The 20,372-nt window shown below is 69.1% G+C and carries 16 protein-coding genes; 12 read left to right on the top strand and 4 right to left on the bottom strand.

Annotated elements, in window-relative coordinates; translation table 11 throughout:
- Positions 1-32 precede the first annotated feature (32 nt).
- The 11 genes from LR393_RS11180 to LR393_RS11230 all read left to right on the top strand — a co-directional run bounded on the left by LR393_RS11180 (position 33) and on the right by LR393_RS11230 (position 11,000).
- Entirely contained in the window at positions 33-788 is a 756-nt protein-coding gene (locus LR393_RS11180) for a matrixin family metalloprotease (protein ID WP_231483770.1), read from the top strand.
- Between the two features lie 176 nt (positions 789-964).
- Positions 965-3,451, top strand: a complete 2,487-nt coding sequence (locus LR393_RS11185; RefSeq protein WP_231483771.1) for a chemotaxis protein CheW — start codon at positions 965-967, stop codon at positions 3,449-3,451.
- Positions 3,448-3,888 carry a chemotaxis protein CheW gene (locus tag LR393_RS11190; protein ID WP_231483772.1) on the top strand — a complete coding sequence of 147 codons (441 nt, stop codon included), beginning with the start codon at positions 3,448-3,450 and terminating at the stop codon, positions 3,886-3,888. Before LR393_RS11185 ends, LR393_RS11190 begins: the two co-directional genes overlap by 4 nt.
- Positions 3,889-3,922: 34 nt before the next feature.
- Complete coding sequence (locus LR393_RS11195; protein WP_231483773.1) at positions 3,923-4,294, top strand: response regulator; 372 nt, start codon at positions 3,923-3,925, stop codon at positions 4,292-4,294.
- Entirely contained in the window at positions 4,291-5,424 is a 1,134-nt protein-coding gene (locus tag LR393_RS11200) for a protein-glutamate methylesterase/protein-glutamine glutaminase (RefSeq protein WP_231483774.1), read from the top strand. Before LR393_RS11195 ends, LR393_RS11200 begins: the two co-directional genes overlap by 4 nt.
- The gene (locus LR393_RS11205) at positions 5,421-6,239 is read left to right on the top strand and encodes a CheR family methyltransferase (protein ID WP_231483775.1); all 819 of its coding nucleotides are present in this window, start codon (positions 5,421-5,423) and stop codon (positions 6,237-6,239) included. The genes LR393_RS11200 and LR393_RS11205 overlap by 4 nt, the downstream gene beginning before the upstream one ends.
- Positions 6,236-6,781, top strand: coding sequence for a hypothetical protein (locus tag LR393_RS11210; RefSeq protein ID WP_231483776.1), 546 nt, complete (start codon positions 6,236-6,238; stop codon positions 6,779-6,781). The genes LR393_RS11205 and LR393_RS11210 overlap by 4 nt, the downstream gene beginning before the upstream one ends.
- On the top strand, positions 6,778-7,143 hold the full coding sequence (locus LR393_RS11215; protein ID WP_231483777.1) for a response regulator: 366 nt from the start codon (positions 6,778-6,780) through the stop codon (positions 7,141-7,143). The genes LR393_RS11210 and LR393_RS11215 overlap by 4 nt, the downstream gene beginning before the upstream one ends.
- Positions 7,140-7,628 (top strand): hypothetical protein, encoded by a 489-nt coding sequence (locus LR393_RS11220; RefSeq protein WP_231483778.1) that lies wholly within the window; start codon positions 7,140-7,142, stop codon positions 7,626-7,628. Before LR393_RS11215 ends, LR393_RS11220 begins: the two co-directional genes overlap by 4 nt.
- A gap of 10 nt (positions 7,629-7,638) precedes the next feature.
- Positions 7,639-8,937 carry an EAL and HDOD domain-containing protein gene (locus LR393_RS11225; RefSeq protein ID WP_231483779.1) on the top strand — a complete coding sequence of 433 codons (1,299 nt, stop codon included), beginning with the start codon at positions 7,639-7,641 and terminating at the stop codon, positions 8,935-8,937.
- Between the two features lie 29 nt (positions 8,938-8,966).
- Positions 8,967-11,000, top strand: coding sequence for an NAD(+) synthase (locus LR393_RS11230; protein WP_231483780.1), 2,034 nt, complete (start codon positions 8,967-8,969; stop codon positions 10,998-11,000).
- Positions 11,001-11,024: 24 nt separating this feature from the next.
- Here the strand turns inward: LR393_RS11230 and LR393_RS11235 are convergent, their stop codons facing one another.
- Genes LR393_RS11235 through LR393_RS11245 form a run of 3 tightly spaced genes read right to left on the bottom strand, consistent with a single transcriptional unit; the run spans position 11,025 to position 19,070 of the window.
- On the bottom strand, positions 11,025-11,321 hold the full coding sequence (locus LR393_RS11235; protein ID WP_231483781.1) for a hypothetical protein: 297 nt from the start codon (positions 11,319-11,321) through the stop codon (positions 11,025-11,027).
- A complete protein-coding gene (locus LR393_RS11240; RefSeq protein ID WP_231483782.1) occupies positions 11,318-16,948 on the bottom strand; it encodes a hypothetical protein in 5,631 nt (1,876 codons plus the stop codon). Before LR393_RS11240 ends, LR393_RS11235 begins: the two co-directional genes overlap by 4 nt.
- A complete protein-coding gene (locus LR393_RS11245; protein WP_231483783.1) occupies positions 16,932-19,070 on the bottom strand; it encodes a flagellar biosynthesis protein FlhA in 2,139 nt (712 codons plus the stop codon). The genes LR393_RS11240 and LR393_RS11245 overlap by 17 nt, the downstream gene beginning before the upstream one ends.
- A gap of 420 nt (positions 19,071-19,490) precedes the next feature.
- On the opposite strand from LR393_RS11245, the gene LR393_RS11250 reads away from it, so the two are divergent.
- Positions 19,491-19,634: a hypothetical protein gene (locus LR393_RS11250; protein ID WP_231483784.1), complete on the top strand. Its 144-nt coding sequence runs from the start codon at positions 19,491-19,493 to the stop codon at positions 19,632-19,634.
- 73 nt (positions 19,635-19,707) lie between these two features.
- Here LR393_RS11250 and LR393_RS11255 read toward each other — a convergent pair whose 3' ends face one another.
- A complete protein-coding gene (locus LR393_RS11255) occupies positions 19,708-20,343 on the bottom strand; it encodes a class E sortase (RefSeq protein ID WP_231483785.1) in 636 nt (211 codons plus the stop codon).
- Positions 20,344-20,372 lie beyond the last annotated feature (29 nt).

Genomic DNA, 20,372 nt, shown 5'->3' on the forward strand with positions numbered 1-20,372 from the left:
TGCGGATGGCTTGAGGGAGATGAGGGTCTTGGGTGCCTGCTCGACTTCGACTGGTTCTGGCGGCCGCGCTGATCGCCGTGATCACTTTCGGATCGGCGCCCTGGGCCGCGGCGCAGAGCACAACGCCGGGAGCCGCCGGCGGCGCCTACAAGATCATGAAAGTAACGCTCAACAGCGGGAAGACGATCAACGCGCGGTGGAATCCCTGTCAGAGCGCCATCACCTACCGGGTGAACCTGAGCGGACTGCCGCAGAGCAAGAAGAAAGCCATGCTGAAGACGGTCAGGGCCTCGTTCGTCCGGCTGAGCCGGGCGACGGGCCTGACCTATCGCTACGCGGGCCTGACCACGTTCGTCTCCACCAGCAAGAACCTGGCGAAGCAGCCGGCCGAGATCGTCGTGGCCGCGGTGGCGAGGACGAAGACTGACTTCCCGATGACGAAGAACTCGCTCGGGTACGGGGGAGTGCTCTGGTCGACCTGGTACGGCAATCAGGGCGAAGGAGCCGCGGTGGTCAGGGGTTACGTGATCCTTGAGGCCAAGGCCATCCAGCAGCTCAAGGGTGGCTGGGGCACGGGGACGCGGCAGAGCAACGTGATCCTGCACGAGCTCGGGCACGCGTCCGGCCTGGACCACGTGAGCAGCCGTGATCAGCAGATGTACCCGACCCTGACCGCGTCCTCGCCGAGTGGCTACGGCCCGGGTGATCTCGCGGGCCTGGCGAAGGTCGGCAAGAAGGCGGGCTGCATCGACATCCCGAGTTACGTCAGCGTGCGCGACCTGCGCTGAGGAGCCACGCCGGAGTTCCGAAGCCGAAGATCCCGAACCGGGGGCCGGCACCGACGCATCGGCGAGCCACGATCGCCGTGGTGACACGCGTCCTCAATGCCTGCTCAAGAGTGAACCACCCCCGGCCGATGGAAAAGCCAACGTCCGGACCATGCGGTTGTTCTTGAAGGAGTGCGATGGAGGCGATCGACGAGATCGTTGCCGAGTTCCTGGTCGAGTCACACGAGAACCTCGACCAGCTCGACACCGACCTGCTCGCGCTGGAGCAGGACCCGACGTCACGGGATCTGCTGGGAAGCGTCTTCCGAACCATCCACACGATCAAGGGCACCAGCGGTTTCCTGGCGTTCAACAAGCTGGAGAAGCTCACACACGTCGGCGAGAACCTTCTCAGCCGCATGCGTGACGGCAAGATCCTGCTGAACGAGGACCGCACGAGCGCCCTGCTGGCCATGGTCGACGCCGTGCGCGGCCTGCTCTCGCACATCGAGGCCAGCGGCCTCGAGGGCGATGACGACCACACCGAGCTGGTCGCCCGCCTGGGTCAGCTGCTCGAGGACGGCGCGATCGAGGCCCCGCCGCTGATCCCCGCCCAGGGAAGCAGCCCTGAGGCTGCCACCGGTGCCACTGAGGCGGTCACCGGGGCCGGCGACTCCACCGAGGAGGTCGTGCACGCCGCGGCCCAGGCCGCCGCCGCCCAGGCGATCGAGGCCGCACACGAACTGGCTGAGGCCGCCAAGGGGCACCCCGAGGAGATCCCGGCCGGTGCGCAGGTCGTGTCCGCCGAGGTCTCGATCACGAACGTTCCCGAACCGCCCGCCGCCGCAGCGCCTCCGCCGCCGCCTGCACCCACTCCTCCTCCGCCCGCCGAGAAGCCCGCCGAGAAGCCTGCCGCGAAGGCCGCCCCCGAGCCGGGTGAGGCCGGCGAGACCAAGCGCTCGGTCGTCGAGTCTTCCGTGCGTGTCGACATCGGGCTGCTGGACACCCTGATGTCGATGGTCGGCGAGCTGGTGCTGTCGCGGAACGCCCTGGTCTCCGAACTGGACGAGCAGAACGACAGCGCCCTGGCCCGGTCCGCGCAGCGCCTCTCCCTGATCACCAGTGAGCTGCAGGAACAGGTCATGAAGACCCGTATGCAGCCGGTCGACACGGTCTGGTCCAAGCTCCCCCGAGTCGTCCGTGACCTCTCCCACCAGCTCTCGCGCAACGTGCGCCTGGAGATGGAGGGCCGCGACACCGAACTCGACCGAAGCGTCCTCGAGGCCATCAAGGACCCGATGACGCACCTCGTCCGTAATGCCATCGACCACGGCATCGAGACGCCGGAAGTACGGATCGGCAAGGGAAAGAACCCCGAAGGTGTGCTGATGCTGCGCGCCTATCACGAGGCCGGCCTGGTCCACCTCGAGATCATCGACGACGGCGCGGGTATCGATCACAACATCGTCGGCAACAAGGCGGTCGAGCGGGGCCTGGTCACCCAGGCCCAGCTGGAGAAGATGACGTCGCGCGAGATCACCCAGATGATCTTCCTGCCCGGCTTCTCCACGGCCGCCAAGGTCACCAACGTATCCGGCCGCGGTGTCGGCATGGACGTGGTGAAGACCCGGATCGAGGCTATCGGCGGTTCCGTCGACGTCGTCTCGAACCTGGGGGCCGGCTCCACCTTCCGGCTGAGCATCCCGCTGACCCTGGCCATCATCCCGGCTCTGACGATCGGTTGCTACGGCCACCGTTACGCGGTGCCGCAGGTGAGTGTGCTGGAACTGGTGCGACTCTCGGGTGAGCACGCCCGCGGCGGCATCGAGCACATCTCCGGAGCGCCGGTCTACCGGCTACGCGGTTCGCTGCTGCCTCTGGTGCAACTGGACGAGCAGCTCGAGCTGGTCTCGATCGGCACCTCCAGCGGCGGTGGCCGCAACGACGACGGGCGGGGCGGCTTCATCGTCGTTCTGCAGGCCGAGCAGCACCGCTTCGGCCTGGTGGTGGACGACGTCCTCGACACCCAGGAAATCGTGGTCAAGCCGCTCGGCCGGCACCTGAAAGCCCTGCCGATGTACCAGGGCGCCACGATCCACGGTGACGGCAGCGTGGTCCTGATCCTCGACGCGACCGCGATCGCCCGCCGGGCCGACGTGCTCTCCAACCAGGCCGCGGCCGCCAGCTCGTCGGTCATGGAAGAGACCACGCCGATCGACCCGGTGCTGGTGGTGGAGCTCTCCGGAGGACGGCGCACCGCCATCCCCCTGGACATGGTCACCCGCCTCGAGGAGATCCCGAACGAGACCATCGAGCGGGTGGGTGGTCGCGAGGTGGTCCAGTACCGGGGCCACATCATGCCGCTGGTGCGCCTGGCGAATCTGCTCGGTGCCTACGGCGAGGAGACCGACAACGCGCGGGTCCAGCTGGTGGTCTACACCCGCGGTGAGCGCAGCGTCGGCTTCGCGGTCGAGCGGATCATGGACATTGCCACTGAGCGCGCCGGTTCCCGTTCCGACATCGACGACCACGCGCTGCTGGGGTCCATCGTCGTCGGTGACCGGGTGGTCGAACTGCTCGACGTGCAGGCCGCGGTACTCGCCGCCGACCCCGCGTTCTACCAGGACGACGCCGGCGCCACGACGGTGCAGCAGCTCGGCGACCTGTACGAGGAGGCACTGTGACCCAGCTATCGACCTTCCACGTCGGTTCCTACCTGTTCGGGGTGGAGGTGGCCCTGGTCCAGGAAGTCGTCCGGATGCAGAAGTTCACCCCGGTCCCGCTCGCCTCGGCCGAGGTGTCCGGCCTGATCAACCTCCGGGGTGAGGTACTCACCGCCATCGACGTGCGGGCCCGGCTGGGCCTGCCGCCCACCACCGGCGAACGCGCCCAGGTCAACGTCGTGGTCCGGGTGGACGACGAACCCGTCAGCCTGCTGGTCGACGAGATCGGCGGCGTGGTCGAGGTTTCCCAGATTCCGTTCGAGGGAACCCCCTCGACGGTCAACGCCAGGGTCGGTTCGCTGCTGCTCGGCGCGTACACGCTGCCGGACAAGCTGCTTCTCGCCCTGGACGCTCGTGCCCTGCTCGCCTTCGACGAAGGTCGATCGGCAGCTGCCTGAGGGCACCCGATAGAAGACCGAAAGGGGCGACGCGATGCGAGCCTTGGTGATCGACGACTCGCGAGCGATGCGATCGATCCTGACCAGGCAACTCCAAGACCTCGATTTCGACGTCGCCCAGGCCTTCGACGGACGGGATGCACTGGATCTGCTCGACACCGGGTACATGCCTGACGTGGCCCTCGTCGACTGGAACATGCCGCGGATGGACGGACTGACCTTCATCAAGGCGGTCCGGACCCGCGACGCAATGAAAGACGTTTCGCTCATGATGGTCACGACCGAGAGCGAACACGGCAACATCGTCCGGGCCCTGGCAGCGGGAGCGCACGAGTACGTCATCAAACCGTTCACCTCAGAGGTGATCGCTGAGAAGCTGGCGCTCTTGGGATTGGTGAGGGTATGAGCGGGGCAACCATCCGCGTTCTGATCGTTGACGACTCGGTGGTCATCCGCCGGTTGATCAAGGAGATTCTCGACGCCGACAGCCGGATCGAGGTTGTCGGCGTCGCACACAACGGCCAGGTCGCGATCACCAAGGTCGAAGAACTGAAGCCGGACGCAGTCACCATGGACATCGAGATGCCCGTGATGAACGGTGTCGACGCGGTCCGCGCACTGCGCAAGACTCATCCGCGCCTGCCGATCGTGATGTTCTCCACCCTGACCGAGCGGGGTGCGTCCGCCACCATGGACGCGCTCGCGGCCGGGGCCAGCGACTACGTCACCAAGCCGGCCAATGTCGGCAGCGTGATGGAGAGCCGGCAGAACATCAAGGACCAGCTGATACCCAAGCTGATCGCGCTCACCGGCGCGCGGAAGCTGGTCGGTACCAGAACCGCTCTCCCACCGGCCCAGCCGCCGGCGGGAGTCTCGCGGGCCGCCGGAACACCGCGCCGCACACAGCCGTTCGGTCTGCTGGCGATCGGTAGTTCCACCGGTGGCCCGGACGCACTGGCGACGGTGCTCTCGGCCCTGCCGGGCGATCTGCCGGTACCGGTCGTGATCACCCAGCACATGCCTCCGGTGTTCACCAAGATGCTGGCCCAGCGCCTCGACTCGATCTCCCGGCTGAACATCGTGGAGGCCGAGGAGGGTGACGTGGTGGAGCGCGGCAAGGTGCTGATCGCCCCGGGCGGTCTGCACATGGAGATGAAGTCCAAGGGCACCGGGGTTTTCGTGCACCTGAGCGATGCCCCGCCGGAGAACTTCTGCCGGCCCGCCGTGGACGTCATGTTCCGGTCGGTCGCCGCGGTCTACCGCAACCGGGTGCTCGGGCTGGTGCTGACCGGCATGGGACGGGACGGCGCCGCGGGGGCCGGGGTGATCCGTTCCGCCGGTGGTGAGGTGTTCGCCCAGGACGAGGCGTCGAGTGTGGTCTGGGGTATGCCCGGTGCCACGGTGCTGGCGGGGCAGGCCGACCGGGTTCTCCCGATCGAGCAGATCGCCCCGACGGTCGCCGCGGCGCTGATCCAGAGTCAGGGTGCGTCCACGCGTCAGGCAGCCGGCCCGGTGACGGGCGGAGTGCGGGCATGACCTTGCAGGACTCTGATTTCACCTTCGTCATCGGAATGATCCGGCAGCGCAGTTCGATCGACCTGCAGCCGGGAAAGGAGTACCTGGTCGAGTCCCGGCTGGCGCCGGTGGCCCGGAAGTTCGGCGACAAGGACGTCGCCGCGCTGGTGCACCGCCTGCGGCGCAACGACCGGGACGCCTGCGACGCGGTGGTCGACGCGCTGACCACGAACGAGACCTCGTGGTTCCGCGACGCCCACCCGTTCGACGCCTTCACCCGGCTGATGCTGCCCGAGGTGAAGAAGTTCGCCGGCACGACCGTGAACGTCTGGTCGGCGGCCTCTTCCAGTGGCCAGGAGGCTTACTCGCTGGCCCTGCTGCTGCTCGACTGGCTGCCGGCGAACCCCGGCAGGACCGCGAAGATCCACGGCACGGACATCTCCCCGACCATGGTGGCGCGGGCCACGGCCGGGAAGTACAGCCAGCTCGAAATCAATCGCGGTATGCCGGTCAAGTACATGGTCAAGTACTTCGATCAGGTAGGGAGGGACTGGATCGTCAAGCCGGAGGTGCGTGCCATGACCAGCTTCCGGCAGGGCAATCTGGCCCAGCCCCCGGTCGGCCTACCGCAGATGGACATCGTCTTTCTGCGGAACGTGCTGATCTACTTCGATCTGCCGACCAAGCGCCAGGTTCTCGCGAATGTTCGCAAAGTATTGCGACCCGGGGGATTTCTGGTTCTCGGCGGGGCCGAGAGCACCATCACCCTGGACACGAACTTCACCCGGGTGGAAACCGACAAGGTAGTGATCTTCCGAAACGGAGGAGGGACATGAGCGTCTTCACCGAGCTGGATGACGATGCGCGAGAGGAACTCGGTGTGATCCTCACCGACGTGTTCTCCTCCGTGCTGAAGGAAGAGGCCATCGTCACCAACAACCAGCTGCCGGTGGGCAACACCGCCGTGTCACGCCTGGCCATTCACAACTTCGCCGACGACAACGACCAGAGCGAGGAACAGTTCGCGGTGATCGAGGTTCGTGTCGGTGTCAGCCTGGCCCGGGTGATGGCGGCCAGGATGATGTCGATCAGTTCCCCGGGACCGAACGACCTGGTCGACGCGATCGCGGAGATCAGCAACATTGCCGGAGGGAACGTGAAAACGCTTCTGTGCAATCACGCCCGCCTCTCTCTGCCGACGGCCGAGATCATTGATGACGAGCGGTTCGAAGAAGCGGAACCCGCAGACGGCAGCACGTGTGTGCGCGCCGTCGTGCTGGGCCACGTGGTCCAGCTCGCCATCCACCCCCATGCCCCGGTAGCTGGCCTCCTCTGGCCGCCGGAGATCAACGACGCAACCCTGGAGCCCACCTCATGAAGATCCTGGTAACTGACGACAGTCGAGCAATGCGGATGATCGTCATCCGGACCATGCGGCAGGCAGGTCTGGGCAAGCACGAGATCCTGGAGGCCGAGAACGGTCGCCTCGGGCTGGAGGCCGTCAAGGACTTCAAGCCGGATCTCATCCTTTCCGACTGGAACATGCCGGAGATGACCGGCATCGACTTCCTCAAGGCCCTTCGGGCCAGCGGCGACACTACCCCGTTCTGCTTCGTCACCTCTGAGGGTGGCGGCGACAAGGCGGAAGAGGGTGTGGCCGCAGGCGCGATCGGATTCATCGTCAAGCCCTTCACCGCGGAAGCATTCATGGACACACTCGGATCGGTGGTTTCAGCATGAGTGTCGAGACAGAACAGTCACCCCTGCCCAGCCGGCATTCGGTGCGCAACACGATCGAGGGCCTGGTCGGCCGCGACGTCGACCTGTCGGACGGCATCCCGCCGCCGGCCAAGTCGACCAACGTCGTCGCGGTCTACGTCACCGATCAGCTGAAGACGTCCGCCCTGGTGGTCGTCGACCTGGAGTGTGCCGCGCGGATCGGGGGCTCCCTGGGCATGATCCCCCGTGGCGTGGTGGACGAGGGCATCAAGGCTCGCGACCTGCCGAAGGACCTCGAGGAGAACTGCTACGAGGTTCTCAACGTGATGGCGTCGATCTTCAACCTGCCCAATCACCCGCACGTGCGTCTCTACGAGATGTACGCCCCGGGTTCGGCCATCCCGGCCGACATCGCGGCCCTGGCCGCCACGGTCGGCAACCGGATGGACGTGAAGCTGAAGATCAGCGGCTACGGCGACGGAACCCTGTCGGTCGTCATCAAGTAGGCGAGAGCGAATGACAACGGACCCCGGACCCCTGTCCGAGGCCATCGCCGATGCGCCGGCCCCCACGGAATTCCCGCGGGTGCCGGCGCAGACGCGCGTCCCGGCCGACGCGGTGCGCAACGTCAGGGTGGGCCGGCACGGGCTCTACGACGCCCGCCGTACCCTGATGGCCTACGAGGTGCTGTTCCACTCCGGCGCGAAGGACCAGGGAGACCGGGCGACGTCTCAGGTCATCGCCTCCACCTTCGGCACCTTCGGCGTGGACCGGATCGCCGGTTCCCGGCCCGTCTTCATCCATCTCACCCGTGCCTTCCTGACCGGGATCATCCCGATCCCGGTGGAGCCCGCCGGCGTGGTCATCGAGATCTCGGCGACCATGATGATGGACGCGGAACTGCTCGCCGGGGTCGAGCAGTTGCGGTCCGACGGATATCGCCTCGCGCTGATCGAATACCGCGGCCAGTCAGAGGCTTCGGGGCTCCTCGATCTCGTCGACTACGTGAAGATCGATGTGCCGGCTCATCCCGGCTGGCAACTCGCCGAGCTGGCCGCCCAGGTGACCGGGCGCGGGCGCGATCTGATCGCCGGTGGCATCGAGGACGCGCCCACGTTCGACCGGGCCCGCGAGCTCGGCTTCGGCCTGTTCCAGGGGCCGTTGCTGGAGAAGCCCAAGGTGCTGGAACGGCGCACCCTGACGCCGACCCAGCTGGTCTGTGTGCGTCTGCTGCGCGAACTGGCCGACCCCGACCTGGACATCGTCCGGCTCGAGCCCACCGTCGGCAGTGACCCCGGCCTGGCGCTGAGACTGCTGCGCACGGCCAACTCGGCCGCGTCCGGTACCAGCGGTCAGGTCTCCTCGCTGCGCCAGGCCCTGGTCATCATCGGCCCGCGCCGCCTGCGTTCCTGGGTCGTGCTGATCCTGATCGAGGGCCCGTCCAGCGCCTCACCGGCCGACGGGCTCTGGAAGGTGCTCGCCCGGGCCGGCACCTGCCGTCTGCTGGCCCCGCAGGAGGCCGGTGACCTGGCGTTCACCGTCGGCCTGCTCTCCGGTGCCGCGGAGTTGCTCGGCGCGTCGCCCCGGACGGTGGCCGAGGCCGCCGGGGTGACCGGGGACGTCCGCGACGCCCTGGTCAGTGGGCTCGGTGGCGCCGGGGTCGCCTTGCACGCGGTGCTGGCCCACGAGCGCGACGACGACGAGGGCGTCGCCGCCTCCGGCATGAGTCTGCACGCCGTTTCGCACGCCTATCTGGAATCGCTCAGCGAGTCGCTCCGCCTGGTCGAGGAGATCTCGGGTGCCGCTGACGAGTGACGCCGGGCCGGTTTGAGAGACTGCTCCTCGTGAGCGAGCGCTTCTACTCCGCGTACCACCAGGGCTTCCTCCGGGTCGCCGCCTGCACGATGCGAACGGCCATCGCCGATCCGGACGCCAACGCCGAGTCGGTGCTGCGGATCGCGCGGGACTGCCATGACGACGGCGTGGGGCTGGCGGTGTTCCCCGAACTCACGCTCACCGGGTACTCGATCGAAGACCTGCTGCTGCACGAGACGCTGCTGGCCGATGCCGAGCGCGCCCTGCGGACGGTGATCGACGGCTCGGCCGGGCTCACCCCGGTGCTGCTCGTCGGCCTGCCCGTGCGCTACCGCCACCGCCTGCACAACGTCGCCGCGGTGGTGCACGACGGGCAGCTGCTCGGGGTCGCCCCCAAGTCGTACCTGCCCAACTACCGCGAGTTCTACGAGGCCCGCCAGGTCTCGGCCGGGCGCGACGTGGGCGAGAGCATCGTGCTGGCCGGTGAGCAAGTCCCGTTCGGCAACGACCTGCTCTTCGCTGCCACCGACGTCCCCGGTTTCGTGCTGCACGTCGAGATCTGCGAGGACATGTGGGTGCCCGTTCCGCCCAGCGCCACGGCCGCGCTGGCCGGGGCCACCGTGCTCACCAACCTCTCGGGCAGCCCGATCACCATCGGCCGGGCCGAGGACCGCAAGCTGCTCTGCCGCTCCGCTTCGTCCCGCTGCCTGGCCGCCTACGTGTTCGCGGCCGCCGGGGAAGGCGAGTCCAGTACCGATCTCTCCTGGGACGGGCAGACGCTCGTCTACGAGAACGGTGTGCTGCTGGCCGAGGGGGAGCGATTCCCGACCGGCGACCGCCGCACGACCGCCGACGTCGACCTGGACCTGCTGCGGGCCGAGCGGCTGCGGATGGGCTCGTTCGACGACAACCGGGCCGCTCACGGCGCCGACCTGCGCACGATCGAGTTCGAGCTCAAGCCGCCGGCGGGTGACATCGGGCTGCGGCGTGAGGTCGAGCGCTTCCCGTTCGTGCCGGCCGACGAGTCCCGGCTCGAGCTGGACTGCTACGAGGCCTACAACATCCAGGTCGCCGCGCTGCGGCAGCGGATGCGGGCGATCGGTCAGCCGAAGATCGTCATCGGGGTCTCGGGCGGGCTGGACTCGACCCACGCCCTGATCGTCGCGGCCAAGGCCATGGACGAGGAGAACCGGCCCCGCACCGACATTCTCGCGTTCACGCTGCCCGGCTTCGCGACCAGTGACCGCACGAAGAACCAGGCGGTCGGCCTGGGGCGCACGCTCGGGGTCACGTTCGAGGAGATCGACATGCGGCCGGCGTCCGAGCTGCTGCTGAAAGATCTCGGGCACCCGTTCGCCGGTGGGGAGCCGGTCTACGACATCACCTTCGAGAACGTGCAGGCCGGTCTGCGCACCGACTACCTGTTCCGGCTGGCGAACCAGCGGGGCGGCATCGTGCTCGGCACCGGCGACCTGTCCGAGCTCGCCCTGGGCTGGTCCACCTACGGCGTCGGCGACCAGATGTCGCACTACAACGTCAACGGTGGCGTGCCGAAAACTCTGATGCAGCATCTGATCCGCTGGGTCATCACGTCGGGTCAGTTCGATGACGAGGTGGGCAAGATCCTCGAAGACGTGGTCGGTGGCGAGATCAGCCCGGAGCTGGTGCCCGCGGGCGAGGACGGCATCACCCAGAGCACCGAGGCCAAGGTCGGACCGTACTCGTTGCAAGACTTCTCGCTGTTCTACACGCTGCGCCACGGGTTCCGGCCGTCGAAGATCGCCTTCCTGGCCCTGCACGCCTGGGGCGATGCCGGGAAGGGCGACTGGCCGCCGCATTTCCCTCCGGACAGTCGCAACGAGTTCGACCTGCCGGTGATCCGGAGCTGGCTTGAGGTGTTCGCGCAGCGATTCTTCGCGTTCAGCCAGTTCAAGCGCTCCGCCATGCCGAACGGACCGAAGGTCACGGCCGGTGGCTCGCTTTCGCCCCGAGGGGACTGGCGGGCGCCGTCGGACGCCTCGGCCCGGATCTGGCTGGAAGAGATCCGCCGCGAGGTGCCGTAGGGAGTTGAGCCGGGCCTGAGGTCTTCAGCCGGCCTGAGCCCGGCGGGCCTCGGCCTCTTCGGCGGCCCGCTTGGCCTCGGCCTCGGCGGCATTCTGGGCGGCCTCGCGGGCGTCCGCCTCGTCCTTCTCTTCCCATTCCTTCTCGTACCGGCTGATCAGGCCCATGATCAGCGAGGCGCCGATCGTGCAGAGCAGAGCGACGAGGCACCAGCGCAGCAGAGCCGTGAAGCCGTCGAGACCGCCGCTCTCGTACTGGGCGTAGAGCGGCGGTCCCGCCAGCACGGCCGCGATCACGCAGCCGACCGGCAGAGGATTCGTCACGAGTTCGCGCCACCCATGGCTAGCTGGGTGCAGAGCAGCGCCGCCCAGCCGACCCGGTCCACGCCGATCCCGTCGATCCGGACCACGGGCAGGCCGAGCTGCAGCACCGACGCCGGCTCGCCGGAATCGAGGGCACCGTCCAGTGCCACCGCGTCGACCTTGCCCAGATACCGCACCCAGCGCTGGTTCTGCTCCAGCGAACGGGATCCGTCGAGCACTGCGATCACTGCCTCAGCTCCTACGGTCTGCAGGACCTTACGGACCTTGCCGGCATCTTCCGTGTGGTCGCCGTCGACCGGCACGCTGACCACCACCGGACGGGTGATGGACACGAGATCCATGGCGCCGATCCGATCCGGACCCACCTCGTGCGGAACCGTGACAACCCTCCGCGGCTCCCCGTTGTGCGGCAGATCCAGTGCGGTGCGGGCGGCTTCGAGCCCGACAACGTCCGAGGGACCCACCACCGCAATCACCCCGACGTCGCCCGGGATCATCGGCTCGGGCATCGAGCCGAGCATCTGCACGACGGCCATGAACCGGTCACCGGCCTGAAGATTCGCCGTCCACTCCGGCGGCACGCCCAGGTTGCCCAGGGCCGTCCGGTCGGCGGCCAGGGCCACGGCGGCGGTGGTCTGTTCGGTGGGCTCCGGCGCGACCGGGCTTTCCACGATTGAGGACGTCGTGGTCGCCTCGTCCTCACCGGTCCAGTCGATCTCCGGCTGGGTGGACCAGACCGGGGACAGGCTCCAGTCGGTGGTGTCCAGGTCCGGTGTCCAGGGGTCGGTCAGCGGGTCGGCCGGTGCGGACGGCTGGGTCGGAATGGAGCCGAAACCAGCGGTCGATGAGGGAGCCGCGTCCTGCGCGGGCGACTCCGGGGTGGGCGACGGCTGAGGCTGCGTCGACCAGGTGATGCCCGACAGAGCATCGTCGGCCGAGAGCGCATCGGGAGCCGGGGGGACCGGAAGCGGCACCGTCGAAGCGGCCGAATCATCCTGCTCGGCAAGCAAATCCGGAACCGATCCAGGCATAGGCAGAGAAGCGGACGCCGTGTCGGCGGCCGAAGGTGCAGAGGACGCTACGGCCGGTTCGGTTGAGGTGCTGGTGGTGACATCGAAGGGGGAGCTGAACGGCGATTCGATGGTCGCGGGCGTGGCGTCGGACGGCGAGGTCTCGATCCCCGGGACCGAGCTGGATCCGGAATCCGCTGCCGGGCCGGGAACCGAATCCGGCAACGACGTAGCGGACGAACCGGTCAGCGCGTCGGCCGCCGCCGGTGAGACCGCCCCGGCCGTTGAACCGCGGGGAGAGGTGACCGCTGCACCCGGGTCCGAACCCGCCGATCCGGGCAGCGGGTCGGCCGTCGAGCCCTGAACGTCTCCACCGGTGGAGTTCGGGTCGGCGCCGTCGGCCAGTCCCGGAACGGGGTTGGCGCTGGACACCGGTTCGGAACCGTTGGTGAGGCCGGGGATGAGTTCGGTGGTGGAGCTGGCGATGTTGGTGAGGCCGGGGGCAGGTTCAGTGGTGGAGTCGGAGCCGTTGGTGAGACTGGTCATGGAGTCGGTGGTGGAGCTCGGGTTGGAACTGCTGACGAGCCCCGGGACGGTGTTGGTGTCCGGCTCCGAACCGTTCTTGAGTCCGGGGACAGTGGCACTGGTGGAACTGTCGCTGAATCCGGGGAAGGATTCCGGGGCGGAACCGGTGGCCGGAGCGGTGGCGAAACCCGGCACCGGGGCGCCGGCCAGAGAGCCGGGCCATGAACCCGAATCCGAACCCGGCGCGGTGCCGGACGGTGAATCGGCCGTCGAACCGGTCGCATCCGCGGGCGTTGAATCGGTCGCCGAACCGGTCGCCGAACCGGTCGCCGAACCGGTCGCCGAACCGGTCGCCGAACCGGTCGCCGAACCGGCCGTCGACTCAGCAGCTCCGTCGGTCGCCGGGCCAGGAGCCGCAGTGGCGGTGGCGTCCGACGCCGGGCCGGGCATCGTGTCGGAGAACGAGCCGGGCGGTGTGTCAGTCGTTGATACGGTGATGGAACCGGGAACCATTTCGGACAGCGAGCTGGGCGCTGTGCCCTTGGCCGAGCCGGTCGCCGTGTCGGCGAACGAACCCGGGGAGGGGTTCGTGGCCGTGTCCGTGGGGGCGCCCGTTGCTGGGGTTTCGGGGGTTGGGGTTTCTGGGGTGGCCGAAACGGCCCAGGCAGCCGTTGCTTCGGCCGGGGAGGCCCAGCTCGAAGTGGGGCCCTCGTCGGGTGTCCCCGGCGCGGGAGCCGCGGGTGCGGGCCATTCCGGGCTGGTGTTGGCCGGGGTGGTGGCCCAGGTCGACGTGGTGTCCGTCTCCGCGCTGGGGGCGCTCGGCTGGGTGGGGACGATGGGCTGGGCGCTCATGTCCGGGGTTCCGGAGGCCGGGTCGGATCCGGAAGTCGTCTGCGCGGAAGGGGTCTGGTCGGTCGTGGTCGTCTGGGCGGTCAGGACCGAGTGTGCTGCCGCGAGCTCGCCGGCGGCCGCGGCCGCGCTCGCCCGGGCCGCCATGATCTCCCAGGCGGGGGGTTCTTCGAGGGCGGCTTCGGTGGAGGATTCCATCCGCGGGGTCGGCACGGCCGGGGCCATCGGGATCGGGGCCACCGGGGCGGCGGTCTCTTTCTGAGGCTCGTCCTTACTCTTGGTCTTCTTGCGCCCGCCCAGGCGGATGCCGAAAACCTTTATACCGGATTTAATGTCGGCCTCCGGAGTAGCAGTGCTGCGAGCGGCGCTGACCGGCGTGGGCGCTGCGGTGCCGTCAGCCGGCGTGCCCAGCGTCGGGTCGGTGCCCGGGCCGGTGTGCCGCGCGTGGCTGCGGTCGCGGCGCGGGCGGTGCCGGCCACTGTCGTCGGTGGTGGTCTCGGTGGATGTGGCATCCGCCGACGCGGTCGCGCCCGGTGTCGCTGCCGGGCTCGGCGCTGAGGGGGCGCTCGGAATCGGTGCGGCGTGGGTGACCCGGAAAGAGGGAGCAGGCATGGCGGTAACTTCCGGCGTCTTTCGCTGAGTTGGCTCGTTCTTCTTGGAGCGTCGCGACTTTGCCTTGGGCAGAATAGTTGTCGCCCGGGGAGCGGTCGCGGGAAGGTGGGACAGGTCCGGGCCGCCAGCGGGTCGGGCCGTCGTCGGCGCAGACGGGTCGGATCCGGTGGCCGGGGTCTGCGTCGTGAACGCCGAGGGCGGCGTCGCGAACTGCTGACCGGATTCCTGGCCGGATTCCTGGGCCGGCTGACCGAACGGGTGGCTGAACGGGGACGGCCGGCCCGGCTCACCGAACTGCTGAGCCGGAGCGGGCTCCTGGCCGGACACCTGCGCCGGCTGACCGAACGACTGCGGTGCCTCGAACGACTGCGGTGCTTCGAACGACTGCGGTGCCGTGAACGGTGAAGGCCCGCTGAACTGCTGGCTCGGCTCGGCCGACGGCTGCGTACCGAACTGCGGCGTCTCCGGCCCGGCCTGCTTACCGAACTGCGGCGTCTCCGGCCCGGCCTGAGCGCCGAACTGTCCGGCCTGCGGGGCGTCTGCACCGGGCGCCGGGGCCGGCTGAGCGAAAGGCGTCGCCTCGGGCTGAGGCGCGGGAACCGCGAACTGCGGCGTGGTCGTCTCGGGCGAGCCCGGCTGAGCGGGAATGGCCGCCACCGGGCCGGCGGGGGCATCCGGGCCGGAGACCGGAGCTCCCCACTGCTGGTCCTGGGTGTCGGTGTTCCCGCCGACCGGCTCGTCCCATCCTCCGATGAGGGTGATGGGCTCCGCCGGAGCAGGAGCTGCCGCAGGGGTCTCGGCCCAGGGTGATGCGGCGGTCGGCTCAGGAGCGGTCAGCGGACTGTCCCACTCGACCGCGGGCTTGAGGGCAGGCGTGGCCGGAGCCAGGGTCGCAGCCCCGGCCCACGAGGCAGCCGCGTCATCGGCCGTGGGGGCTACCGCCGGCGTGGGGGCTACCGCCGGCGTGGGGGCACTGGTCTCCCGGGTTGGCCCGGTCGGATCCGCCCATTTCGCCAGGAGTTCAGCCTCCGGGTCCGGTGATCCCGGGAGTGCCGCAGCGACCGGAGCCGGCCCCGGAGCCGGGACGTCCGGTGTGGCCGTGCCCGCAGCGACCGGAGCCGGCCCCGGAGCCGGGACGTCCGGTGTGACCGTGCCCGCCCGGGTCTCGTTCTCGTCCGGTGCAGCAGCCTGCTTCGGGGAGCCGGAGGGGGTCCGCGCCGATTCGTCCGCACCAACCGACCCGGACCCGCCGGAGCGAGCCCGTGGGGGCAGCGGGAGAAGCTTCGGGATTTCCCTCACGGTCGATGGATCGGAAGGAACACCGTCCGTGTTGAGGGGGAGCGCCCCGCCGGTCTGAGCAGGCTGTCCCCCGGACGGCGGCAGATCCGTCATCTCCACCCGGATGCCCGGCCGGGAGTCGGTCATCAGGGCACCGGGAAGCGCGGCCCGGCGGGAGAAGTTCTTGCTGGCAGGCAGCGTCAGGTTCTGGGCAGCCGGCCGGCCCGCGGCCCCGGGCGTCGTGCCTCGCGGGCGGGCCCACGCCGGCCGCAACCGGCTGAAGTCCAGGTCGTCGCCGCCCCGGGTCTCCACGGTCAGGCTCTCCGGGATCTCGATCTGCTGCGGAGTCGTTGGTTCAGTCAGGTCGACGGGGGTGGTGCGGCCAATGGTGGACGAGGATGTCCTCCCACCGGCATCGGTCACCTCGGTGCGGATACCGGCGGGCGGGGTGGTGATGTCGACGGAGGTGAGGACCTCGACGGTGGGGAGCTGAGGGGCGCGGTGGTTCTCCGCCTTCGCTGCCGCCGTACGCCGCCGCGCTGCCGCCTTGGCCGCCTTCGCCCTGCTCTTGCGGGCCGCCTTGGCCGCCCGCTGGACGTGGATCTCCTCGGCCCGGGCGGCGATGCGGGCCGCGCGCTCCTCGATCTCCCGCTCCTCGGCCTCGCGCCGCTCGATCTCCCGCCCCTCGGCCTCCTCGTCCACCTCGTCCGGCTGGGACTCGGCGTTCGCGTACTCCTCTTCCCAGTCGTCCCACTCCGCCTCGTCCTCGGCGAACTCGCCGGGGTCCGCGGGTGCTGCCGGACGGGAGAGCGGCAGGCCCCGGCCCGTCGGCACCCGACGCTCGGGTGGTCGTCCACTGCTCGTGGACCGGCTGGCGGGATACCCGCCGTTACCGAGAATCTCCGTCAGATCGAGCGTCTCGCGAACTTCGTCCTGACCGTAGGGGTCGAACGACGGCCCCCGGCCACCCCGGGGAAGGCCGAGGCCCAGGATCGGCATGCGCTCGTCCGAGGCCATGGCCGCCTCGAACGCCGCCTGCCGGGCCATCGCCAGAGTCGCGGTGTCTTCCTCGGCCGACTCGTCCCGCGCGCCGGCCTGGCGGGCCAGGGCGAGCAGGTCGCGGTAGCCGGAGCGCTCCTGGCGCAGCGGAACGGCGGGCAGCGCGAGCTCCTCGTCGTCGAGCCCGTCACCGGGCACCTCGACGGCGACCTCGAAGCCCTCTTTCGCGAAGAATCCGAGAACGCCACCGCGGCGCACCTTCTCCGCCCGCACGATCCGGGCGAACGGGCCACCCTCGTGACGTGCCCGCATGAGCAGCGCCTCGAGGTCGTCACCTTCAAGCAGCAAATTCATGACTACTACTCACCTGTCCGACGGTCTCGATCTGGTGAATGCCGGTCGCCTCGGTGAAGGCAATGACGGGCAACTGGGGCAGCGAGCCACGCAGCAATCGCCGCATCGGCAGTCGCAGAGGTCCGGATATGAGGAGGACCGGCAGCTCACCACGCTGTTCGGCAGTGGTCTGGAGGGCGGATATGTCCGAGACCAGGCGTTGCGCCTGGACCGGGTCGAGCGCGATGACCACACCCTGCTCACCGGCTCTCAGCGCCTCGCCGATCTGGGTCTCGACGGCGGGTTCGAGGGTGATGGCACGCAGTACCCCGTCCCGCACGTAGTGCGCGGCGAGGGCCGGCCCGAGCGCGGCCCGGGCGGCCTCCAGCAGGGCGTCCGGATCGCTGGTGGAGCGGGCCCGCTGGCCCACACCCTCCAGGACCCGGCCGAGGTCGCGGATCGAGACCTGCTCGTCCAGCAAGGCCTGGAGCAGACGCTGCACCGCCGCGAGCGGCAGCACGCTGGGCACGAGTTCCTCGACCGCGGCCGGCCGGTCGTTCTTGAGCACCTCGAGCAGGTCGCGGGTGTCGTCCAGGCTGAGAAGACGGGACGCGTTCTGGCGCACCATCTCGGCGAGGTGGGTGGTGACGACGGCGGCACGCTCCACGATCGTGGCGCCGGCCAGCTCGGCCGAGGCGCGGTACTCGATCGGCACCCAGACGGCGGGAAGACCGAACACCGGCTCGGTGGTGTGACGGCCGGGCAGGCTGTCCATCGAGTCGCCGATCGCCAGCAGGTGCCCGGGCGGGGCCTCGCCGGTGGCTACGCTGCTTCCACCGATCCGGATCTCGTAGGTGCCCGGTGCCAGCATCGCGCCGTCCCGGGTCCGCACCGGGGGCAGCACCAGGCCCAGGTCCAGGGCGGTCTTGCGGCGCAGGGCCCGCACCCGGTCGAGCAGGTCGCCACCGCGGGCGGCGTCCACCAGGTCGACAGCGTCGGGGGAGAGCAGCAGTTCGAGAGGATCGACGCGGAGCGAGTCGGTGACCGGGTCGCCGGTACCACCGCCGGCCGGCAGCTGAACCTGGCCGGACGGCATCGCGATCGCGCCGCTCTGGGCGGCGGCCTCGGCCGCCATGTCGTCGCCGTGGGCGTCGGTGGAGCGGTAGGCCACGAAGAGCACCAGCCCGCCGACGATCAGGAACGGGAGCTTGGGCATGCCCGGGACCAGACAGAGGGCCAGCAGCGAGCCGGCACCGATCATCAGGGCCTGACGGTGGCGTCCGAGCTGCTGGATCAGGTCGCTGCCGACGTCACCGGCGCCGGTCGAGCGGGTCACGATCACACCGGTCGCCACCGACATCAGCAGCGCGGGGATCTGCGAGACCAGACCGTCACCGACGCTGAGGAGGGCGTACTTCTGGATCGACTCACTGGCGCTGAGACTGTTCTGCAGCATCCCGATCGCGAAACCACCGACCAGGTTGACCATGGTGATGATGACCGCGGCCATCGCGTCGCCCTTGACGAACTTCGTGCCACCGTCCATGGCGCCGTAGAAGTCGGCCTCGGCCGCGACGTCCTTGCGTCGCTGGCGGGCCGTGTCCTCGTCGATCAGGCCGGAGTTCAGGTCGGCGTCGATCGCCATCTGCTTGCCCGGCATGGCGTCGAGGGTGAAGCGGGCCCCGACCTCGGCGACGCGGGAGGCACCGTTGGTGACGACGGTCAGCTGGATGATGATCAGGATCGCGAAGATGACCAGACCGATGATCAGGTTGGCCCCGATCACGATGTGGCCGAACGCGTCGATCACGTGCCCGGCGAAACCGTCGCGCAGTACCAGCCGGGTCGAGCTGACGTTCAGCGCCAGCCGGAAGATGGTGGCGACCAGCACGATGGTCGGGAAGATCGCGAAGTCGAGCACGCGCTGCACCTGCAGCGCGACCAGCAGAACGATCAGGCTGATGCCGATGTTCAGGGCGATCAGGATGTCCAGGAGGGCGGCCGGCAACGGCACGACCATCATGAGGACGACGAGCACGATCGCAATGGGTACGGCGATACGGGTCATCCGGTTGGACGGCACGGGGGCGACCTCCGACAGCAGGGCAGGTTGGATCTGTGTGAGGGCGGGCGCCTCACTCACGCATGAGGGTGAATCCGTTGCCCCGCGATTACGCCATCCGTGGCTGTTGCTCACATCGGCGGAGCCTGGGTGGGACTTGAGGCGGGCACGGCGTTCTGCCATCCGGGGGATATCCGGGCCGATCTGCGCGGCCGGCCGTCACCCCTGGGTTGCCTACCGTCTACTGACTGTCAAAGGCTTTGCGGGGCGGGCCTGCCCGGCCTGACCGCCGAACGTGCCGAGCGTGAAATGCGGCGTATTTTATGGTGAAGTGGCTGCTATCACTGTCGAAGCGGAGCAAAATAGACTCTGCTCGGCTGCCTGACACCAGACACCTGTTCCAGCCTCCGTACCCGACGACGTGTGCGTGCGCGTAGGTGAATGATGTCCGTATCCGTAATCGTTCCAGCACTTTTAGCACCGCCTCGGCGGAGGTCTCGAATGTCTGTTGTTATTGCCGTGATCGCTGTCTTCCCCGTGTTCACCCTGCTGATGATCGGCCTTGCCAAGGCTGAGAACGGCCTCTACCAGCGGAGCGCTCCGGCTGATCTCCCCGCGGCAGCGGTGGAGTCGACCGTCAGCTGATCGCCCGGCTACAAACCGTCTGCGGCCCGTATCTCGTTGTCGAGATCCGGGCCGCAGCCGCGTCTTCGGGAACTCACGTTCGGGCGGGGAGACTGCGGACCAGCTGGGCGTGCACGTAGAGCCGCTCGGCGGCGGAGAACTCGGGGTGACAGGTGGTCAGGGTGAGCCAGGCCCGGCCCTTGGCCGTCTTCTGCTGGACGACCGAGATGTCCGACGGATCGGTCACTCCCTCGCTGAGGACCGAGTAGTCGAACCTTCCGCGTACCGTCCAGACCTGGATCACGTCGCCGGGCCGGAGCTCGTTGATCCGCCGGAACGGTGCTCCCCAGGTGGTGCGGTGCCCGGCGATGCCGACGTTGCCCCGTCGTCCCGGCTGCGGACTGCCCTCGTACAGGCCCAGCCCCTGCCGCAGGATGTCGGTCCCGGTGCCGGGTTCCACCGGCATCCGCCAGTCCTGGCCCAGCCGCGGGATGCGGACCACGGCGACCACCGGCCCGGCCACCCCCTTCGGGATCACTGCGGTCTCGGGTCCCTTCCCGGCCGGGGACGTCCAGGCCCGGGTCGCGCGGTCGGCCAGACCGTGCGCGGTGGTGCCGGCCTTCCAGTTGGTCCACCACCAGCCGCCACCGACGCCGGCGATCAGCATCACGCCGGCGGTCAGGGTCACGAAACCGATGAGGCGGACCCGCGAGCCGCGGGTCCGCCTCATCGTCGTCACTCCTGCATCCTTCCAGTTCC

This window comes from Kineosporia mesophila (assembly GCF_021129235.1).
GTDB lineage: Bacteria > Actinomycetota > Actinomycetes > Actinomycetales > Kineosporiaceae > Kineosporia > Kineosporia mesophila.

Coding starts and splice junctions, on each gene's coding strand:
- LR393_RS11185 (WP_231483771.1), top strand. CDS start 965: ATGGAGGCGATCGACGAGATCGTTGCCGAGTTCCTGGTCGAGTCACAC.
- LR393_RS11195 (WP_231483773.1), top strand. CDS start 3,923: ATGCGAGCCTTGGTGATCGACGACTCGCGAGCGATGCGATCGATCCTG.
- LR393_RS11200 (WP_231483774.1), top strand. CDS start 4,291: ATGAGCGGGGCAACCATCCGCGTTCTGATCGTTGACGACTCGGTGGTC.
- LR393_RS11205 (WP_231483775.1), top strand. CDS start 5,421: ATGACCTTGCAGGACTCTGATTTCACCTTCGTCATCGGAATGATCCGG.
- LR393_RS11210 (WP_231483776.1), top strand. CDS start 6,236: ATGAGCGTCTTCACCGAGCTGGATGACGATGCGCGAGAGGAACTCGGT.
- LR393_RS11215 (WP_231483777.1), top strand. CDS start 6,778: ATGAAGATCCTGGTAACTGACGACAGTCGAGCAATGCGGATGATCGTC.
- LR393_RS11220 (WP_231483778.1), top strand. CDS start 7,140: ATGAGTGTCGAGACAGAACAGTCACCCCTGCCCAGCCGGCATTCGGTG.
- LR393_RS11225 (WP_231483779.1), top strand. CDS start 7,639: ATGACAACGGACCCCGGACCCCTGTCCGAGGCCATCGCCGATGCGCCG.
- LR393_RS11240 (WP_231483782.1), bottom strand. CDS start 16,948: ATGAATTTGCTGCTTGAAGGTGACGACCTCGAGGCGCTGCTCATGCGG.
- LR393_RS11250 (WP_231483784.1), top strand. CDS start 19,491: ATGTCTGTTGTTATTGCCGTGATCGCTGTCTTCCCCGTGTTCACCCTG.
- LR393_RS11255 (WP_231483785.1), bottom strand. CDS start 20,343: ATGAGGCGGACCCGCGGCTCGCGGGTCCGCCTCATCGGTTTCGTGACC.